The organism is Amycolatopsis jejuensis (genome assembly GCF_000717335.1).
Taxonomy (GTDB): Bacteria; Actinomycetota; Actinomycetes; order Mycobacteriales; family Pseudonocardiaceae; genus Amycolatopsis; species Amycolatopsis jejuensis.
The window spans coordinates 54438-72924 of the sequence record NZ_JNYZ01000044.1; the positions used below are offsets into that span (position 1 = coordinate 54438).

General features: G+C 69.9%; 17 protein-coding genes. 5 read left to right on the forward strand and 12 right to left on the reverse strand.

Features of this window, described 5'->3' with window-relative positions:
• Positions 1 to 2: 2 nt before the first annotated feature.
• From OO71_RS41280 to OO71_RS41290, 3 genes are all read right to left on the reverse strand, one after another.
• Positions 3 to 1643, reverse strand: a complete 1641-nt coding sequence (locus OO71_RS41280; protein WP_033295508.1) for an ABC transporter substrate-binding protein — start codon at positions 1641 to 1643, stop codon at positions 3 to 5.
• Between the two features lie 20 nt (positions 1644 to 1663).
• Positions 1664 to 2677 (reverse strand): Lrp/AsnC family transcriptional regulator, encoded by a 1014-nt coding sequence (locus OO71_RS41285; protein WP_033295509.1) that lies wholly within the window; start codon positions 2675 to 2677, stop codon positions 1664 to 1666.
• Between the two features lie 64 nt (positions 2678 to 2741).
• Positions 2742 to 3728 (reverse strand): Lrp/AsnC family transcriptional regulator, encoded by a 987-nt coding sequence (locus tag OO71_RS41290; RefSeq protein ID WP_033295537.1) that lies wholly within the window; start codon positions 3726 to 3728, stop codon positions 2742 to 2744.
• An 86-nt stretch (positions 3729 to 3814) separates the two neighbouring features.
• Here OO71_RS41290 and OO71_RS41295 point away from each other — a divergent pair, with 86 nt between their 5' ends.
• Both OO71_RS41295 and OO71_RS41300 read left to right on the forward strand, forming a co-directional pair.
• Positions 3815 to 5188: an FAD-dependent monooxygenase gene (locus OO71_RS41295; protein WP_033295510.1), complete on the forward strand. Its 1374-nt coding sequence runs from the start codon at positions 3815 to 3817 to the stop codon at positions 5186 to 5188.
• Positions 5189 to 5227: 39 nt separating this feature from the next.
• Positions 5228 to 5812 carry a class I SAM-dependent methyltransferase gene (locus OO71_RS41300; protein WP_051792951.1) on the forward strand — a complete coding sequence of 195 codons (585 nt, stop codon included), beginning with the start codon at positions 5228 to 5230 and terminating at the stop codon, positions 5810 to 5812.
• Positions 5813 to 6417: 605 nt separating this feature from the next.
• On the opposite strand, the gene OO71_RS41305 is transcribed toward OO71_RS41300, so the two are convergent.
• From OO71_RS41305 to OO71_RS41345, 9 genes are all read right to left on the reverse strand, one after another.
• Complete coding sequence (locus tag OO71_RS41305; protein ID WP_033295511.1) at positions 6418 to 6828, reverse strand: SRPBCC family protein; 411 nt, start codon at positions 6826 to 6828, stop codon at positions 6418 to 6420.
• Positions 6828 to 7142: an ArsR/SmtB family transcription factor gene (locus tag OO71_RS41310; RefSeq protein WP_033295512.1), complete on the reverse strand. Its 315-nt coding sequence runs from the start codon at positions 7140 to 7142 to the stop codon at positions 6828 to 6830. Before OO71_RS41310 ends, OO71_RS41305 begins: the two co-directional genes overlap by 1 nt.
• Before the next feature lie 95 nt (positions 7143 to 7237).
• Positions 7238 to 8854 (reverse strand): PucR family transcriptional regulator, encoded by a 1617-nt coding sequence (locus tag OO71_RS41315; protein ID WP_033295513.1) that lies wholly within the window; start codon positions 8852 to 8854, stop codon positions 7238 to 7240.
• A gap of 24 nt (positions 8855 to 8878) precedes the next feature.
• Positions 8879 to 10135, reverse strand: coding sequence for a M20 family metallopeptidase (locus OO71_RS41320; protein ID WP_033295514.1), 1257 nt, complete (start codon positions 10133 to 10135; stop codon positions 8879 to 8881).
• Entirely contained in the window at positions 10132 to 11043 is a 912-nt protein-coding gene (locus OO71_RS41325) for a DUF1028 domain-containing protein (RefSeq protein ID WP_033295515.1), read from the reverse strand. The genes OO71_RS41320 and OO71_RS41325 overlap by 4 nt, the downstream gene beginning before the upstream one ends.
• A complete protein-coding gene (locus tag OO71_RS41330) occupies positions 11040 to 11855 on the reverse strand; it encodes an alpha/beta fold hydrolase (RefSeq protein WP_051792953.1) in 816 nt (271 codons plus the stop codon). The genes OO71_RS41325 and OO71_RS41330 overlap by 4 nt, the downstream gene beginning before the upstream one ends.
• Before the next feature lie 12 nt (positions 11856 to 11867).
• Positions 11868 to 12332, reverse strand: a complete 465-nt coding sequence (locus OO71_RS41335) for a YybH family protein (protein WP_033295516.1) — start codon at positions 12330 to 12332, stop codon at positions 11868 to 11870.
• 16 nt (positions 12333 to 12348) lie between these two features.
• Entirely contained in the window at positions 12349 to 13353 is a 1005-nt protein-coding gene (gene fgd / locus OO71_RS41340; RefSeq protein WP_033295517.1) for a glucose-6-phosphate dehydrogenase (coenzyme-F420), read from the reverse strand.
• 7 nt (positions 13354 to 13360) lie between these two features.
• Entirely contained in the window at positions 13361 to 14356 is a 996-nt protein-coding gene (locus tag OO71_RS41345; RefSeq protein ID WP_033295518.1) for an LLM class flavin-dependent oxidoreductase, read from the reverse strand.
• A gap of 195 nt (positions 14357 to 14551) precedes the next feature.
• On the opposite strand from OO71_RS41345, the gene OO71_RS41350 reads away from it, so the two are divergent.
• Genes OO71_RS41350 through OO71_RS41360 form a run of 3 tightly spaced genes read left to right on the forward strand, consistent with a single transcriptional unit; the run spans position 14552 to position 18287 of the window.
• On the forward strand, positions 14552 to 16924 hold the full coding sequence (locus OO71_RS41350; protein WP_245633950.1) for a xanthine dehydrogenase family protein molybdopterin-binding subunit: 2373 nt from the start codon (positions 14552 to 14554) through the stop codon (positions 16922 to 16924).
• The gene (locus OO71_RS41355; protein WP_033295520.1) at positions 16921 to 17802 is read left to right on the forward strand and encodes an FAD binding domain-containing protein; all 882 of its coding nucleotides are present in this window, start codon (positions 16921 to 16923) and stop codon (positions 17800 to 17802) included. Before OO71_RS41350 ends, OO71_RS41355 begins: the two co-directional genes overlap by 4 nt.
• The gene (locus tag OO71_RS41360; protein WP_033295521.1) at positions 17799 to 18287 is read left to right on the forward strand and encodes a (2Fe-2S)-binding protein; all 489 of its coding nucleotides are present in this window, start codon (positions 17799 to 17801) and stop codon (positions 18285 to 18287) included. The genes OO71_RS41355 and OO71_RS41360 overlap by 4 nt, the downstream gene beginning before the upstream one ends.
• Positions 18288 to 18487 lie beyond the last annotated feature (200 nt).

The following is an 18487-nucleotide window of genomic DNA, read 5'->3' on the forward strand; positions in this document are numbered from 1 at the left end:
GGTCACGCCGTCGCCCGCACCCGGAGGATCCAGGTACCGTCGAGGATGTCGCCCTGGGACACCGGTTCCGAGAAGGTGAAGCCCTTGCCGAGCGCGACCACGAAGTTCGGCGCGTACAGCGGAACGTAGGGCAGCTCCTGGGAAATCTGCGTCAGCACCGACTGGGTTGCCGTCCACCGGGCGCTCTTGTCGACCGAACCGGTGAGCGTCTTCACGTCGTTCTCGATCTGCGGCGTGGTCCAGTTGGCCAGGTTCAGCCCCGGTGCGGCGATGCCCGCCTGCCCGACCACGCGCGGCAGCACCGCGTTGGGGTCCGGGATGGTGGCGATCAGCTGCATCGACTGGATGCCAGGGGTGTCGTGCGCGAAGATCCGCTTGGCCCACACCTCGGGCGACTCCGGCTTCGGTGTGATCGTGACACCGAGTTCCTTCATGTTCTCCTGCAGGTTCAGGATCGTCGGCTCCGCCCACGGCGAGCTGGTGGTGTACGGGATGGTGACGCTGAACCCGCCCGGCGTCGCGGACTGCGCGAGCTCCGCCTTCGCCTTGGCCTTGTCGAGGTCGTACTGCGGCAGCGTGCCGAGGAAGCTCTTCGCCGCCTCGGCCGAACCGGCGACGCCTTCGAGCAGCGTCTGCGGGACGAGACCCTGCAGCACCACGCCGTTCGCGCCGTACACCGCCTTGGAAACACCCTTGCGGTCAATGGAATACGCGACCGCGCGGCGGGCGTGGATGTCGTTGAACGGCGCCTTCGACGTGTCGAGCGTGAGGTAGCTCGTGACGTTCGCGGGCAGCTGCACGGTCTGCGCGCCGGAGACGTTGTTCCACTGCGCGATCTGCTTGACGTTGGTGACCTGCGCGCCGCCGATCGACCCGGACCGCATGGCCAGCTGGCCGGTGTTGTCGTCCTTGATCGGGACGAACGACACCTGCTTGGCCTTCGGCTTCGTGCCGGTGTACTTCGTGTTGCCTTCGAGCTGGATCTTGTCCGGCCCGCTGGACTTGAACACGTACGGCCCGCTGCCGACCGGCAGCCCGGCCGGGGTGCCGAGCTTGGCGCCCGCGGCTTCGGCGGCCTTCTTCGACTGCACGTACGAGATCACCGCGAGGTTGTCCCGCGCGGTCGGGTCCGGGAACTTGAGCTTGACGGTGACCGTGGTCGGGTTGGTCGCGGTGACGCTCTCGATGCTCTTCACCCGGCCCGCGGTCTGCGCGCCGCCCTTGGCGTCGGTGACATGCTGCAGGCTCCACGCCGCGTCGTCGGCGGTGAGCGGAGTGCCGTCGGAGAACTGGGTACCCGGCTTCAGTTCGTACACAATGGACTGCGGATCGGGCTGGCTGACCTTCGCGGCCAGGCCCGGGTGGAAGGCGCCGTTGTTCGACACCCGCTCCAGCGGTTCGGTGACCAGGCTGATCACCTGCTGGGTGTTCACGGTCGCGTCCTTGGCCAGGTCGAGCGACGCCGGGAGCTGCTGCAGCGCCCAGACGAAGCTGTCGAAGTCCTTGTCCACGCCGGCGACGGTCTTGGTGCCGGCGTCGTTGCCACCGCCACCACCACCGCCCCCGCATGCCGTCGTGGTGAGCAACCCGGCGGCCGCGGCCGCCACGGCCCATTTCCGTCCGCGGCTGGTGAGAATCGTCATTGTTTCTCCTTGATGCAGCATTACTCGCCGGCTTGGCCGGGGTCTTCGAGGGGGAGGAAGGCGCGCTTGAGCGTCCGGAGGTTGATGGACAGCCGGGTGCCGCGCACGCCGGGGAGGGTGCCGAGCACCTCGGTGCGGAAGCGGAACAGGTCCCCCTGGGTGGGCACGATCAGTTCCACGAGCAGGTCGCTGTCGCCCGCTGTCGCCGCCACGTACCGGACCTCCTGCCGGGCGGCCAGCGTGCGGACCGCGTCGTCGAGGGTCGCCGGATCGAGGTCGACCCACACGAACGACTGGATGTGGAAGCCGAGCAGCCGCGCGTCCACCAGTGTCACCGGATGCACGCGCCCGGCCGCGATGAGCGCGTCGGTGCGGCGTCGGACGGCGGATTCGCTGAGGTCGGTGGCCTGCGCGAGGTCGGCGAAGCTCATCCGGCCGTCCACCCGCAGCAGTTCGGCGATGGCCTCCTCGACCGGGTCGAGCGGGGCCGGTTCCTCCTCGGGGACGAGGTCGACCAGCGGGAGCCGGACGTCCGGGATGTCCGCGACGAGCGAGTGACTCCAGTCCACAGTGGACTTGAACTCGCGGAGAACCGGTTCGGACATCGACTCGAATGTGGCGTCCACGCCGGCGAGCGCGTCGAGCAGGATCGTAGCGAGGTCCTCGGTGGACGCGGTGATGAACTCCGCGAGCAGCGTGTAGCGGCCGGTGAGGACGGCGACCATGCGCACGTCGTCACGGGCGACGAGGTGCTCGGCGAGCGTGCGCAGGGACTTGTTCGTGACCGCGAAGTACACCGTGACCGGGAAGCCGCGGCCGGTGCGGATCGAGTCGACGACCACCGTGGTCCGTAGCGCGCCGGACGTAGTCAATGCTCGCACCCGGCGCGCCACGGTGCTCTCGGAGCTCCCCACGGCTTTGGCCAGATCCCGCCAGCTCACGCGCGGGTTGGCCTGGAGGGCTGCGGCCAGCCGGGCGTCGAGGGAGGCGTGCTCCCACCACCCGGCCGGAATCAGCCCGTCTGCTGAACTCATGCGAGCACTGTAAGCCTTGTGACGGTATCCGTCCATAGATGGCATTGAGTTGATGGTATCCGCACTACTTAGGTATCTGGGCGGTGACTCCCTGCATCGCCGCCTGCTTCACCGTCTTGATCACCGGGGCCGTCTCGACGTGGGTGATCGCGGGCAGCGCGGCGACGCGGGTGGTGAGGTAGCGGTACAGCTCCGCCTGGCCGCTGCAGACGACGGTCGCGTACAGGTTGGTCGGGCCGGTGGTGGCTGCCGCGTAGGCGATTTCGGGGTGTCCGGCCAGCGCGGCGCCTGCTTCCGCCAGGTGCGCCGGGGCGACCGAGAGCCACAGCAGGGTCCGGATTCCGCGGCCGAACAGGCGCCAGTCGATGTCGAGATCCAGGTAGAGGATGCCGCGTTCGCGCAGTTCGGCCATCCGGCGGCGGACGGTGGTGGGGGACCAGCCGGTGGTGGCGGCGAGCTGTTCGAAGCCGGTCCGGCCGTCGGCGGCGAGGGCTTCGAGCAGGGCGCGGTCGCCGTCGTCGAGGGTGACGGGGCCGGGCCGGGCCGGGATCGGCGGCGGGCGGAGGCGGGTCACGGCGGCATCGTCGAGGGCGCCGAGTTTGGCGATCAGGCTGTCGGAGCCCCCGTAGAAAGCGTGCAGGACGGAATGCGCGGTGACGCCTTCGACGCGGGGGGTGCGGGGGAGTTTGGCCAGCAGGAGGGCTTCACTGTCGGCGTCGTTCTCAGTGCGGACGGTGCAGGCGATCTCGGTACCGCCGGAGGTGAGGCTGACCCACGCGGTGTCGGGGCGCCGGGCCAGCGCTTCGGCGACCTGGCTCGCGGCGGCGGGGGCGCAGCGGATCCGGAGGAACCACTGGGTGGCGCCGAGGGCGGTCGGGTTGATGCTGCCGATGACGCGGACGGCGCCGGTCGACCGTAGTCGCGTGTAGCGGCGGGCGATGGTGCGATCCGACACGTCGAGTACTTCGGCAATAGTGCTGAATGGTGAGCGGGGATCGATCTGGAGTGCGTGTACGAGCCGGCGGTCGAGGTCGTCGTAGTCGGAATCCACCTTCATGAGGGTATCCGTTGTCGGATATCGCCGTTCTTCGGCCGGTTTTGTGGTTGTGGCGGTTGCGGGTGCGGAGAGTCGGGGGCATGGACGTACTGATTGTCGGCGCAGGGCCGACCGGGATGATGCTCGCTCATGAACTGGCGCTGGCCGGGGTGTCGTTCGAGCTGGTGGATCGGCTGGCTCGGCGGAGTGAGCTGTCGAAGGCGGGTGGGGTGCAGTCGCGCACCCAGGAAGCGCTCGACCAGCGCGGGTTGCTGGAACCCTTGCTGGCCACCGGAAATCACCCGGTCACGACCGCGCATTTCGCGGGCAACCTGCTTCCGCTGGCCGGGGAGCGGCACCGGCTGCCGTGGCGGTCCGTGCCGCAGGTGGTGGTGGAGGAATTCCTGGAGAAGCACCTTGCTGGGCAAGGGGTTCAGGTCCGGCGGAACCACGAGCTGGTCGCGCTCGACGGGACCACGGCGACTTTCGCGGACGGGTCGGTGCTGCGGAGCCGGTACGTCGTCGCTGCCGACGGCGGCCGGAGCACCGTGCGGAAGCTGCTGGGAGCGGATTTCCCCGGCCGCGCGGGGACGGCCACCTCCATTGCCGCCGACGTGCGGTTGAGCGCCGAAGTCCCGATGCACACGACCAACGACGGCTATCAGGCGCACGTGTTCCCGCTCGGGGTCGATCCGGCAGGCCGTCCGTTGAAGCGGCTCGCACTTCGCGCTCCTGGCTCGGTGGCGCGCGAGGTACCGGTGACCGAGGAGGAAATCCGCACCGGCCTGCGGCGGGTGTTCAGCGACCGGGTGGAACTGCTGGAACTGCTTTATGGACGGCGGATCACCAACGCTTCCCGGCAGGCCGCGCGGTATCGGCACGGCGACGTGTTCCTCGCGGGCGACGCTGCGCATGTCCACCTTCCGCTTGGCGCACAAGGGATGAACACCGGTATCCAGGACGCGGTGAACCTGGGCTGGAAGCTCGCCGCCGCGGTACACGGCTGGGCGCCGGACGGTCTGCTGGACACCTATCACGCGGAACGACATCCGGTCGGTGCGGCTGTATTGCGTAACACTCGGGCCCAATCGCTGCTGATGGATTGGGAAGGCACGGGTTCGCCGGACGTCGCGGCTGCGCGGTCTCTTTTCGAGGAACTGGTGCAGCTGCGTGCCGTCCAGTACCACCTGGACGACACGCTGTCCGGGATGGGAATCCGTTACGCCATGCCAGGTTCGCACCCGTTGGTCGGGCTTCCGGCTCCGGCCGTCGCGCCTTCGTTGCTGCACTCCGGCCGAGGTGTGCTGCTGGATCCCGCTCGCCGGTTCGATGCGCTCCACCTCTCGCGGGTGGACCGGGTACCGTCGGGACGTGAGCCGATGCTGATCCGCCCGGACGGTTATGTCGCCTGGGCCGGGGACGAGGCCGAGCTGGCGCCCGCACTGGCCCGGTGGTTCGGGGAGCCGCTAGCGTGACGTGATGCCTTCGCTGACACCCAGTCCTCGTACGATACCGTGGCGGCCGGATACGCCGACCAGCTGCGCGGGGCAATTGCCGGAAGCCCTTTGCTGCGGATGAGTTTGACGGTGTTCGCGGGTATGGTGGGCGATGGTCCGGTCGCCGATGTCGGTTGCGGGCCTGGGCACGTCACCGAGTATCTGCGCGAGTCGGGCGTCGACGCATTCGGCATCGACCTGTCACCCGGCATGATCGCCGTGGCCCGCCGTGCTTATCCGGGTGTGCGCTTCGCGGTGGGGTCGATGACGGCGCTGCCGGTCCGCAGCGGGTCGGTCGCCGGGGTGCTGGCGTGGTGGTCGCTGATCCACGTGCCCGACGCGGAGATCCCATTGGTACTAGGACATTTCCACCGAGCCCTGCGCCAGGGCGGGTTGCTCGCGGCAGGCTTCCACGTGGGCGCTGGGACCCGCCGCAAGACAGCGGGGTACGGCGGTCTGGCGATGTACGTGGACGTCCACCGCCGCACCCCGGCCCGTATGACGGGTTGGCTTGAAGCGGGAGGTTTCGAGGTGGTGGCGGAGTGGGTGGAGCGGCTGGATGAGGCTGTGCCGCAAGCGGTTTTGTCCGCGCGCCGCACTTGATCGACCCGGTTTGGGCGGGCTCGCATGGGGCACTGGGGCTGGCCTGTGGTGGCTCGGTCCGGGCATGCTCGGAGGGGTTCAGCCGGGCCAGTCCCGTGGTGGCTCAGCCCGGGCCTGCTTGCGGCAGGGCCGTCCGGCCCCGCTTGCGGGGGCTCAGCCTGGCATCGCCCGCGGTCGCGCCGCCCGGTCCCGCTTGCGGGTCCAGCCCGGCTTCGCCGGTGGCACCTCGGATCGGCCTCGCCTGTGGCGGGCTGCCCGGCCTCGATCTGCGGCGGGGCTCAGCACGGTCCCAGCCGTGCTGGCTCGGCTCGGGCTTCGCTTGCGGTAGTCCACGGTTCCAGCCTGCGATGGGTCCAGCCCGGCCTCGTCTGCGGCGGCTCAGCCTGGCCCATGTGCGGTGGCCCCGATTCGGCGCCCGTCGTCCAACCCGTTCCCGCTTGGGGCCGTCCATCCCGTTCCCGCCTTGGGCGGTCCAACCCGTTCCCGCTTGCGGTCGTCCAACCCGTTCCCTCCTGCGGCGGCTCGACCCATCCCCGGTGGCCCAGTCCGGCTCACCCCACCCGCGGTGGTTCAGCCTGGTCCTGTGCGCAGCGGCCCAATCCGGCTCACCCCACCTCCGCGACCAGTTTCGCCAACCGGGGCAGTACTCCGTCCCGCCAGCCCGGGCCCATGCGGGTGCATGCGTCGGATTGGCGGTGGTCGTCCAGGTCGAAGCCGGAGTGGTTCAGCAGCAGGCGGGTGCCGTGGCCTTCGGCGGTCAGGGTCCACGTGAGTGTCCACTCGCCGTTGAACGTGTACACGAAGCGGGACGGTGGCTCGGATTCCATTACCCGGCACGGGATCGAGCCGTACCCGGGCATCTCCAGGCGGAACTCGTGCCCGACTTCCGGGCCGATGTCGCCCGGGGCCCACCATTTCGCGTGCAGCTCCGGGTCCGTGAGGGCGCGCCAGACTTTTTCCGGTGCGGCGCCGATGAACTGGTCGACGGTGATGCTGCCGGTGCGGGCGTACGGCACTATTTCTCCTCGTCATTTTCCAGCAGCTCGGCCATCCCTCGCAACCGTCCGCGCCAGAACCGCTCGAACGGGTGCAGCCATGCGCCGACCTGCTCGAGCGGGTCGCTTTCCAAATGGTAGAACCGTTGCCGCCCAACGGGTTCGTCGCGGACCAGGGCGGCCTCGCGCAGCACTTTCAGGTGCTCGGCCACCGCCGGGCGGCTCAGCTCGAACCGGGACGCCAGGTCGCCTGCCGTCTGCGGGCCGTCCGCCAGGATTTCCAGCAGGCGCCGCCGGGTCGGGCTCGCCAGGGCGAGGAACACGTCGTCGGGCATGACGGAAGGTTACGTCGGAAAGTTCCGACATGTCAACTGGAGCCGACACATCCCGGGAAGAGGCCAACTGGAGCCGACACATCCCACAAGAGGGCTCAGTGTGGCCGAGGTGGAAGTTCCTCCTGCAGCTCGGGATGCGCACTGAACGCCGCCACCTGAAGCTGGGCAACCAACCGCTGCGTAGGGTCCTCCAAGTCGACCCCGAAGATGTCGCGCATCCGGGTCAGCCGGTACTTCAAGGTGTTCCGATGCACGTACACCGCGCGCCCCGCCGCAGTGAGATCCCCGCCCGCGTCGAAGAACGCCCGCAGGCTTGCCAGGTGTTCGGTGCCGCAATCCCGGTCGCTCACCGCCATCCCCGCCACTCCGCCCTGCAGCAGGCGTGGCCGTTCGAGCAGGATTTCGGTGATCTCGGACAGGATTGCGTCGGCGATCGAATCGTCGAAGGCGATTACGCGGCGTGATTCGTCGAGGAGTGGCAGGTCGAGCAGCCGGTCGACCGCGCGGCGGGCTTCGGCGAGCTGCGCGGCCGACCCGATTTCCCCGCTGATTGCCGCGCGCAGGTCGAGATGCAGCTGCCGGTGCGCCTGTCCGGTGATTTCCCGGGCGAGCCGCGCGGGTTCGTCGGGCGTGCGGTCGTCGACCGGGAACGTGGCGTAGATCCGGCCGTCGCACGACGTGACCGCGCCCCGCCGTCGCGACGCTTCGACCCGCAGCGCGACCAGGTCTTCCAGCGGCCGCAGCGCCGGGGGCGGCGAGCCGGGCTGGTCCGGGACGAAGGCGACCAGCCGGAACGACACGCCGTCGAGACCGAGGCGGCTTTGCACAGTGGTGGCGTTGGCACGGCCGGCGAGCGCGTTGCGCAGGAGGTCGCTGCGCAGCCGCCGGTCGAGGTCTTCGCTGATCCGCGACCGCAGCAGCTGCAGCGCCGCGACCCGCGCCGTTTCGGCGAGCAGGTCGGCCGAATGCTGGTCGAGCTTGTGCTTGGACTCGGCGACCCACAGGTAGCCGAGGATGTCGCTGCCGCCGCGGATCGCGGTGACGAGCCGGGTCGCGCCGTCCGGCGGCACCACGCGCACCGGGGTGAGACTTTGCCGTACCCGCGGCAGGATTCCGGTGGATTCACACCAGTCCATGAACTCGCGCGGCGGACGGCGGTGCAGGATCGAGTGTTCGCGGATGCCGTCGATCGGGTCGCCGAGGCTCGAGAACGCGATCACCTCCATCCGCTCGTCGTCGATGATCACCGGGCCTTCGAGCATCGCGGCGGCGGAGTTGGCCAGCGCGAACAGATCCCCGAACGGGACCCCGCGTTCGTCCGGGGCGGTGGCCGACGCGGACGCGATCGACGTCCGGGCCAGCGAATGCAGCTGATCCCACGACATTTCCGGGGAAATCGCGAGCACCGTCGTGCCGTGCGCTTCGCTCAGCGTGCGAATGCGGGCACGCTCGGCATCGTCGTGCACCTTGAACGCGAGCACCGTGTCCGCGCCGACGGAGGCGACCAGGCGCTCGGTGTCCGGGTCGGCCGCGCGCAGCCCGATGCCGAGCACCAGGTCGCCGGAGTTGATCTGGACGGCGGTGCTCGTGTCGTGGATGAGCACGGCGACCACCGGGAGGTCGAGGCCTTCCGGCGAGTGCACCACGTCGACGAAATCCCCGCCGACCAGGCCGAGGAAGGTGTCCAGGGTGAGTCCGGCAGCTGCGCCCATGCGGGTGTCTCCCCTCCGGGCTGCTCAGCGCGCGCTGGGCACCCCTTCGACGGCGGTGTCGGCGGAAGAGCCTCCGGCGGCATTGTCGGTCATCGGCCGCGTTCCGGCAAAGCCCGCGAAGAGACCGGCATACACGCCGACCGCCGTGACCAGCGCGTCGACCTCGACGTATTCGTCCACTGTATGCGCCACCGCGAGGTCACCCGGGCCGAAGACGACCGACGGGATGCCGAGCTGGTTGCGCATGAACCGCGCGTCGGTGGTGAACGGCAACCCGGTGGTACCCGGTGCGCGGCCGGTCATCGCGGTGAACGTGTCCGCGACGAAGCCGACGAACGGGTGGCCGGGCGAGATCTCGGACGGTTCGCAGAACGTGTCGACCTGCAGGTCGTAGTCGGTGCCGCGGGCCAGCCCGAGCGACGCGATCCGGTCGACGATGCCCTGTACCGCGATCGCCCGGCTCTCGCCCGGCAGGATGCGGCGGTCGATCTCCAGCCGGCATTCCTCGGGGACCACGTTCGGCCCGCTGCCGCCGCGGATGGTGCCGACGTTGCAGGTCGTGGTACCCAGCAGCGGATGCGGCGTCTGCGGGAACTCGTTGTCGTGCAGTACCTGCGCGATCGCGGCGGCGGAGATGATCGCGCTCCGGCCGTTCGCCGGTTCGCTGCCGTGCGCGGGGACACCGCTCGTGGTGACCGTGGCGAACATCAGGCCTCGTTCGGCGAGGCACAGCTTCAGCCCGGTGGGTTCCGGGTCGAGGCAGGCGTCGGCGTGCACGAGATCGCGCGCGACCAGCGCCGCGGTACCTTGTGCGCCACCCAGCTCCTCGTCGGCGACCAGGTGGAACACCAGCTCACACGGCAGTTCCAGGCCGAGCGAACGGCACACCTGCCACCCGGTCAGCGCGGCCGCGACGCCACCTTTCATGTCCGCCGACCCGCGGCCATAGAGCCGTCCGTCGGTCACTTCCCCGCCGAACGGATCGTGCCGCCAAGCGGCCGGACGCACCGGCACGGTGTCGAGGTGCCCGTTCACCAGCAGCACCGGCTTGCCGGGCCGGGATCCCGTGGTGAGCAGCAGATTCTGCCGTCCGGGCGCGGTTTCCACCACGGTCGCGGCGAGACCGAGGTCAGGCGCGCGCTCCCGCAGGTGGGCAACGACTTCGGTCTCGCGGCCGGGCGGGTTTTCGGAACGGATCCGCACCAGATCGCGGGTGAGTCCGACGACGGTTTCGACGTCGACTGCCGCCCGGATCTGCCGGACGAGGTCGGGGCGGGTCATTGCAGGTCCTTCACGTCGTCGTGGCCGAGGAAACCGGCGTCGGCGAGGCGGTCGAGGAACCGGGCGAGCCGCGGGTTCGCCGCCAGCGGCGCGGCGAGCTGCCCGCGCGCGGCCGCGAGGTCGCCGGACCGGGCCAGCAGGATGCCGCGCCAGAACTCGGCTTCGGGGTTGCCGCGCAACACTTCCGCCGCGTCGGCGAGGGCCGCGAGCGCGCGGTCGCGGTCACCCGCCTCGGGTTCGCGGTACGGGCCGACCATCAGCCCGGGCGCGAACATCGTGCCGGACACCGCGTCGAACGCCCGCCGGTGCGCGAGCAGCCGCCGCAGCTCGGCGACCGGATCGGGATGGTCCTCGACCCGCAGGTCGACCGGTTTGTGCTGCCACGGCTCGTCGTTCCGGACCCCGTCCACGACCAGCAGAGCCGCTCCCTGACTGCCGCGGATGTCCCCACCGGCTTGCTCGGCCGCTTCCAGCGCCCGGATGAGCCGTTCGGCCAGATCGCCGTCACCGCGGTAGGCCGCCAGCATGGCGGGCAGCACGCCGCTGTGGTCGAGCATGTTGCCCTGCACGCTCACCGGTCCGTCGACGAGATTGCCCGCCGCGGCAATGCAGGCCTTGCCGGTCCATGCGGCCGCGTCGCCGGTGGCCCCGACCAGCGCGACCTGGCGGACCTCGGGATGCTCGTCGGTGCTCAGCAGCTGCTCGAGGGCGGTCCTGGCGGGGACGCCGCCGGCCAGCAGGTCCAGCCCGCGGGCGCCGTAACGGCCGTCCACGAACGCTTGGGTCGCGATGGCGCCGACGCCGGGGACAGCCCAGGTCACCGACGCACCGGGCGCGAAAAAGTGCGACTGGCACGCCACCCCCAGCTGCCCGGTGGTTTCGTCCCGGGCGACGATGGAGTACGTCATCGATTCTCCGAAGATGCGTGGAATTCCCTTACCGCAGCGGCAGTTCCGGCCGGATCCTCCAGCATCGGCAGGTGCCCGATGCCGTCCAGCACGCGGACCTCGGCGTTGAGCCCGGCGGCGAGTTCCCGGGCCCGCTCGGGTGGGCAGGTCGGATCGTGGCTGCCGACGAACACCCGCGCGGGCGGGGGAGCGGCGGCGACCACGGCGGCGGCCGGACGGGAATCCGCGTCGCCGAAGGTACTGCGCAGCACTTGCACCACCGTGTCGGTGTCGCGGTCGCCGTTCCGTCCGCCGGAAGCGAGCTCGACCAGCCGGTCGGCGGCGTCCGGCCGCGAGCGCGGGCCGAGGATTTCGCCGCCGTGCCGGGCAAACCACGCCCGGACGCCGAGTTCCCGCAGTCCGGCCTCGGCCTCGTCGAGCAGCTCCGGGCCCCAGCTCACCCGCAGTGCCGCGCCGAAGGCGGCGATGCTGGCGACCCGGTCCGGAGCAGCCGCGGCCAGCTCCACCGACACTGCGCCGCCGATCGACCCGCACACCAGGTGCGCCCGCTCGACACCGGCAGTGTCGAGCACGGCCAGCGCGTCGGCGGCGTAGTCGGCCGGGAGGTACGGCCCGCCGGGCTCGGACCGGCCGTGCGCGCGGTAGTCCACCGCGAGCGCCGGGCCGCCCAGCTCGGCCACCACGTCCGTCCACACCTCCGCGGCGGTGTTCACCGGGTGCAGGTAGAGCACCGGGGTACCGGACCCCGGCCAGTCCAGATAGGACAGTTCTCCGGACCGGCCGCGGGCGGACCGGCGTGCGTGCTGCGTCATCACCGTTCCCGCTCAGGCGTCCTGCGGATAGCGCGGCAGGTCCGGCGACGCGATCGGCGACGCGTGGAAGTGCCAGATCTTCCAGACCGGGTTGCCCTTGCCGTCGTCGCGGCGGTACACCTCGGTCACGCGGAAGACCAGCGGCTCCGGGTCGGGCTCCAGCACGCCGGTGCCCTTGTCGCCGCTGACCTGCGCGCTCCAGTACGTGGTGAGGTACGCGAGGTCGCCCTCGGCGTGCACCTTGGGTTCCTCGACGATCTTCATGTCGGACAGGTTGAACCCGATCTGGTGCAATCCTTCCCACAGCTTCGCCTTCTCGGCCGGTCCGTGGTACTCGTGGCCGTTGAGGTTGAACTGCAGGTAACCCGGGTCGGCGAAGTTCGGGTACATCTTGTCGATCACCAGGTCGTTGTTCGATTCGAGCCAGGCGTGGTGCACCGCGAGGATTTCTTTGATGTCGTTTTCGTTGCCTGCCATGGGGTTCCTCCTTCGGTCAGACCTCGCGCGCGGCCGCGCGGAGGGCGGGGACGACGTCCTCGGTGAGCTGGTTCAGGAACCGGCGCTGGTCGGCGCCCGGCCCGTGGAACACCAGGTGCGTGAACCCGGCGTCGAGGTACGGCTTGAGCTGGGCGACGGCCTCCGCGGGATCGGCGGCGACGATCCACCGCCGGGCCACCTGGTCGAGCGGCAGCTCGTCGGCCAGCCGCTCCATTTCCTCGGCGGAATCGACGGTGTGCTTTTGCTCCGCGGTCAGCGCGAGTGGCGCCCAGAAGCGGGTGTTTTCCAGTGCTGCAGCGGGATCGCGGTCGTAGGACAGCTTGATCTCGATCATGCGGTCCACGGCGCCAGGACGGTTCGCGGCACCTTCGGCGACGGCCGGGACGAGCTTTTCGGTGTACAGGTCCATGCCCTTGCCGGAGGTGCAGATGAACCCGTCGGCGACGCGACCGGCGTAGCGCGCGACCACCGGACCGCCCGCGGCGACGTACACCGGGACCGGCTGCTCCGGCCGGTCGTAAATGCGGGCGCCGGTCAAAGTGTAGTAGTCACCGGAGAAATCGACCGAGTCCTCTGTCCACAGTGCACGCATCAGCGTGATCGACTCACGCAGCCTGCCGAATCGTTCCTTGAACTCCGGCCAGTCCATTCCGGACACTGCGACCTCGTTCAGCGCCTCGCCGGTCCCGACGCCAAGTACGACACGGTCCCCGGTAAGCAGGGCCATGGTGGCGAACGTCTGCGCCATCACCGCGGGGTTGTACCGGAACGTCGGCGTGGTGACGCTGGTGCCGATCCGCACCCGTTTCGTCCGCTCGCCGACGGCGGCCATCCACGTCAGCGCGGACGGCGCGTGCCCGCCGTGGTGCCGCCACGGCAGGAAATGGTCCGACACCCAGACGCTGCCGAGCCCGAGCTCCTCGGCCAGCACGGCGTATTCCACCAGGTCGCGCGGGCCGAACTGCTCGGCGGACGCCTTGTACCCGATCGTGAGGTCCACATTCCTCCTAGGTGAGCCGCGGCAGGACCGCGGACGCGGTGAGTTCGAGTTCTTCCCGGGCGGACGCGGTATTCACCGGCGACAGCACGACGCTGGTCGCGCCTGCCGCGCGCAGGGCGGTGACGCGTTCGGTGATCTCGTCCGGGTCACCGGCGACGGTCAGGGTGTCGATCCATTCCTCCGGCAGGGCTTCGGCGAGCCGGTCACCCTCGTTCGTGAGCAGCTCGGCGAGGTGGTCGTTGTAGCCGAACGCGGCGGTGAGCGGGTTGTGCGGGCCGACCGCGGCGAGGTACCCGGCGAGCGCCGGACGCACGGCTGTACGCGCCTGTTTGCTGTCGCGGTTGACGCTGAACAGGGCGAACGTCGGTACCAGGTGCTCGGTGGCGCCGGACTCGCGCATGCCGTCGTGGATGTGGCCGAGCGCGGCCGTCAGGTACTCGGTTCCGGCCAGCACGCTCATCACCGTGCCCTGGGCGATCCGCCCGGACAGCCGCAGCGATTTCGGGCCGAGGACACCGGTGAGGATCGGGACGTCGGCGTCCGGCCGGTGGGTCGCGGTGACGGAGCGGAACGTGAATTGCTTGCCGTCGAGGTCGACGGTTTCCCCGCGGAGCAGGGCGCGGATGGAATCGATGCACTCGCGCAGGGCGGTGAGCGGCGAGGCGGCGGTGACACCCATCTGGTCGGTCCACGCGGGTACGCCGTGCCCGATGCCGGGCAGGAACCGGCCCGGGTACGCGCGGGCGAGCGTGGCGATTTCCATCGCGGCCACCGCCGGATGCCGGGCGACCGAAGCGACCACGCCCAGGCCGACCTTGACTTTCGTCGTCGCGCCGAGGGCGAGCGCGGCGCCGGTGAATCCGCCGTAGCAGAAGTAGTCCTCGGCGACCCAGACCTCGCCGTACCCGAGCCGTTCGGCCGCCGCGGCGAGCCCGGCGATGTCTTCCGGGGGTGTGGACGTCGCGACGAACACTCCGACAGGGGCGGTTTCGACGCGGCTCATGGGAAAACCTCCGGGGAACAGGGGGCAGCTGCTTTCGCAGATCAGTCTCGGGTGTGGCCGGGGCCGCGGCAATTGGCGGTGTGACGAACCCGACCCCGGCCATTTGAGCGATCCGCCGATGGACTCGGTGCCCGCACCGGCCGACGATCAACGTAACGGGGGCTGCCCGTCGTTTCCGCGACCGGAGGAATGACCGTGACCCAGCAGCAGGTACCGCCAGGACTGATCGGCGCACGGGTGCGCCGCAAGGAAGATCCCCGGTTGCTGACCGGGCGCGCACAGTATGTCGACGACGTGGTCCTGCCCGGCATGCTGGAGGCGGCCGTGCTGCGCAGCCCGCACGCGCACGCGCGGATCCGGTCGGTGGACACGAGCCGGGCGCGCGCCCTGCCCGGCGTCTACGACGTGCTGACCGGGCCCGACGTGCGCGACGCGTGCGCGGCCCCGCAGCCGGTCGTCTGGCTGATGATCCCGGACCAGCGGATGACGGGTCAGTACGCGCTGGCCGTGGACAAGGTCCGGTACGTCGGTCAGGCGGTCGTCGTTGTGGCGGCGAAGAATCGTTACATCGCCGAGGACGCGCTGGCTCTCATCGAGGTGGAGTACGACGTCCTGCCTGCGGTCAGCACGCTCGACGAGGCGCTGGCCGCGGACGCGCCGCTGCTGTACGAGGAGTGGCCGGACAACGTCAGCTGCCGCCAGACGATTCCCAAGGGAGACGTTTCCGCAGCGTTCGCCGAGGCGGACGTCGTGGTGACGGAGACGCTGGAATTCGGCAGGCAGATGGGTACGCCGCTGGAGACGCGCGGGGTCGTCGTTTCGTGGGACCCGCTGTCGGACCGGCTGGAGGCATGGCTGTCGACGCAGTCGCCGAACCTTGCCCGCGACCTGCTCGGCGACGTGCTGGGCCTGCCGGTGGAACGGATTCGCGTACGGACGCCGGACGTCGGCGGGGGATTCGGGAACAAATTCGACTTCTACGCCGAGGAAGTTCTCGCCGCATTACTGTCCAAACGCACCGGCCGCCCGGTGAAACTGATCGAGGACCGGCACGAAAGCTTTGTCGCCAATGCGCATTCGCGGGAACAGCGGATCGAAGTGTCGGTGGCGGCGAAGGCGGACGGCACCATCACCGGATTGCGCGGCACGGTGTGGGCGGTGCTCGGCGGGCAGCTGGCGACTGTCGGGATCGGACCGTGCTGGCTGTCGATGGCGCTGCTGAGCGGGCCGTACGACATTCCGAATGTCGAAGGTACCGTGGTCGGCGTGGTGACGAACAAGTCGCCGTATGGCTCGTATCGCGGCTGGGGCCAGCCCAAGTGCAATTTCGCGCACGAGCGGATCATCGAGAAACTCGCGCGGGAACTGGGTAAACCGGCCAATGAGATCCGGCGGCGCAATTTGATCGCGCCGGACAAGTTCCCGTATCCGAGCCCGGTGTTCTTCTACGACAGCGGGAATTACGCCGAATGTCTCGCCCTTGCCGAACGCGGGGTAGCCGAGCGAGGGTGGCCGTCGCAGGTGGCCGAGGCAGCGCGGGAGGGCCGGTCGCTCGGCATCGGGTACGCGTTCCACATCGAGATCACCGCGCTCGGGCCGACGAAGATCATGAACGGCGCCGGTCTGCAGCACGGGTCGTTCGACGAGGAAGTCGTGCGGATCGATTCGAGCGGTGGGGTGCTCGTGCGGACCGGGCTTTCTGCGCTCGGGCAAGGGATTCAGACGTCTTTGGCGCAGGTCGCGGCCGGGACTTTGGGCGTACCACTGGATTCGGTGACCGTGCTGTCCGGCGACACCGAGACCAATCCCTTCACCGGGTACGGCACCGGCGCGAGCCGCGGCGCCTCGCTCGGCGGCGGCGCGGTGCTGCGGGCGAGCACCCGGCTGCGCGAGAAGGTGCTGCGGATTGCCGGGCATCTGCTGGAAGCCGACCCGGGTGACCTGGAGATCACGGACGGCCGGATTTCGATTGCCGGTAACCCTTCCGGGCCGTCCGTGACCATGCGCGACATCGGCGACGCCACCTACCGGCGCCTCGCCGGGAACCTGCCCGACGACGAGGTCCCGACCCTCGAAGAACGCGATGTGCTCGACCCGGACAACGTCGCGTTCTCCTATGGCACCACCGCCGCGCTGGTCGAGGTGGATCGGCAGACCGGGGTGGTCGACGTGCTCGGCTACCTGGTCGCGCACGACTGCGGCACGGTGATCAACCCGACCATTGTGGACGGTCAGCTGCACGGCGGGGCAGCGCAAGGGATCGCGGGTACGCTGTACGAGGAAATCGTGTACGACTCCGACGGGCAGCTGCTGACCCAGTCCTTTATGGACTATCTGCTGCCGACCGCGTCGGAGATCCCCGGCTTCACCACGCTGCACATGACGACCACGGCCGACCACATTCCCGGCGGCTTCAAGGGAATGGGCGAGGCAGGCACGATCGGTGCGGCGTCGGCGATCACCGCGGCGATCGAGAGCGCGCTGCCGGACCTCGGGGTACGCCTGACCCGGGTCCCGGTGACCCCGCCCCGGCTGCTCGACGCCATCTCTGCTGAGGAGCGCGCATGAAACCCGCCCCGTTCGACCACGTCCGGGCCACGAGCGTCGAGCACGCCGTCGCCGTACTGGCGGAAAACGCCGATTCGGCGCGGGTACTCGCCGGTGGCCAGAGCCTGATCCCGCTGCTGGCCACCCGCCGTGCTCAGCCGTCGTTGCTGGTCGACATCAACGGTCTCGCCGAGTTGTCGTACCTTCGCGTCGATGACGGGCATCTCGAAATCGGCGCGTTGACCCGCAACCGTCTCATTGAGACCTCGCCGGTCACGGCCGACGCGGCACCCCTGATCGTCGAGGCGCTGCACCATTCCGGACACGTGACCATCCGCAACCGGAGCACGATCGGCGGCAGCGCGTCGTATGCGCATCCCGCCGGGGAAAACCCGGTGGCCCTGCTGACGCTCGGCGCTTCCGTCGTGCTGACCGGACCCACCGGTCGGCGCGTCGTCCCGGTCGGCGATTTCTTCCGCGGCCCGCACCTCACGTCCGCCGCCCCCGACGAACTTCTCACCGCGGTCCGGATTCCTGTCTCCCCGCCAGGAACCCGGGTCGCCGTCGCTGAACTGGCGCGACGACACGGTGATTTCGCCGTGGTAGCAGTACTTTCCGCACTCCGGCTGGATGATTCCGGCCGCATCACGGCCGCGTCGATCGGCATCGGGGGAGCAGGCCCGACGCCGCTGCGCGCCTTCGCCGCCGAACAACTCCTGGTCGGCGAACACCCGTCGGACGAACTCGTGCGCGCCGCCGGTGCCGCCGCAGCCGCCGTGGTCGACCCACCCTCCGACGTGCACGCCCCGGCCGCCTACCGCCGCCGGGTCACCGACGTGATGACGCAGCGCAGCCTGATGCGCGCGCTGTCCCCGGCCGAAAGGACCTCCGCGGCATGACCAGCACCCAGACGGCCCGCGCCGTCACCCTGACCGTAGACGGCGAGCAGGTCACCGCAGTCGTCGAACCCCGCCGCACCCTCTCCGACTTCCTCCGCAAGGACTGCGGCAAAACCGGCGTACACGTCGGCTGCGAGCACGGAGTGTGCGGCGCCTGCACAGTGGTCCTGGACGGCCGGACCGCGCGGTCTTGCTGCACCCTGGCCGTACAGGCGGAGGGTGCTGCGGTGTCCACAGTGGAGAGTCTCGCCGACGGCGGCAAGCTCCACCCCCTGCAGGAGGCGTTTTGGGAGCACCATGGGTTGCAGTGTGGTTTCTGCACGCCGGGGTTGCTGCTGACGGTACAGGAGCTCTTGGCCGACAACCCGGACCCGACGGACGAGGAAATCCGGGCGGGGATTTCGGGAAACTTGTGCCGGTGCACGGGATACCAGTTCATCGTGGACGCCGTGCGCGCTGCGGCCGCACAGTTGCGGGAAGGGTGATCTTCCACCGAAGTTGCGCGGCGAACGATCGCACGGCCGGAACACCTGCCGCGGTGACCACTGACTGACCGGCTGACGAGCCGGCCCAGGAAAGGCACGGACCGCAACCTCCAATGGGGAGGTGCGGTCCGCGCCTTTTTGCGTGCCCACGCGGGATTGGCTGCACGCCCCACCGTCGCCCCACCGCCCCACCGTCGCCC